The sequence below is a fragment of the Vibrio sp. D173a genome (genome assembly GCF_030248475.1).
The window spans coordinates 1-602 of sequence record NZ_JAHGAH010001422.1 but is presented as its reverse complement, the minus strand read 5'-3'; the positions used below and the strand labels follow the sequence as shown (position 1 = coordinate 602).

Here is a 602-nt window from a genome sequence, read left to right as displayed (position 1 = left end):
ATTCAGAGATAGCCTACCTTTAGTATTGAGCTCCTTTGTTGTTATTTTGTTCATGAAAATTGACCAAGTTATGATAGGTTTACTCGTAGACAAGAGTGCACTAGCTCTTCTAGCAGTTTCAAGTAAGCTCAATGAAGGATTACTTATGCTGCCAATGGTACTTGTGGGTATGTATTACCCTCATATGCTAAGACTACATAAGAAAGTGACGGGTGAATTGATACCATATTTGGGTGTTGTAAAAAGAAATGCATTTATAATTGTAGCTTCGGTTTATTCATTAGTATTTATCTCCTCAGATATTTTGATACCCACCCTTTATGGACCTGACTATATTCAGTCGAGTGGTCTACTGAAGGTACAAGCATTGACTTTATTTTTGACATTTTATGGTATGCTAGCATCAAGACTTTGTGTTATTTTTTCTTGTCAAAAACTTGTTCTTTACTCAAATCTTCTTGGCTTAGTATTAAACGTAGCGTTGAATATCGTTTTTATTCCAATATTTAACGTATATGGTGCCGCAATAGCAACTTTATTAACTCAGGCTTTGACATCATATCTTTTCTGGAAAATAAACCCTAAAACAAAAAAATTATTTG

The 602-nt window shown here is 33.6% G+C and carries 1 protein-coding gene; it reads left to right on the top strand.

Translation table 11 applies throughout. The features are described from left to right. Positions 1 to 52 precede the first annotated feature (52 nt). On the top strand, positions 53 to 602 hold a 550-nt coding region (locus tag KIV40_RS33790; RefSeq protein ID WP_285353798.1), incomplete at its 3' end, for a polysaccharide biosynthesis C-terminal domain-containing protein.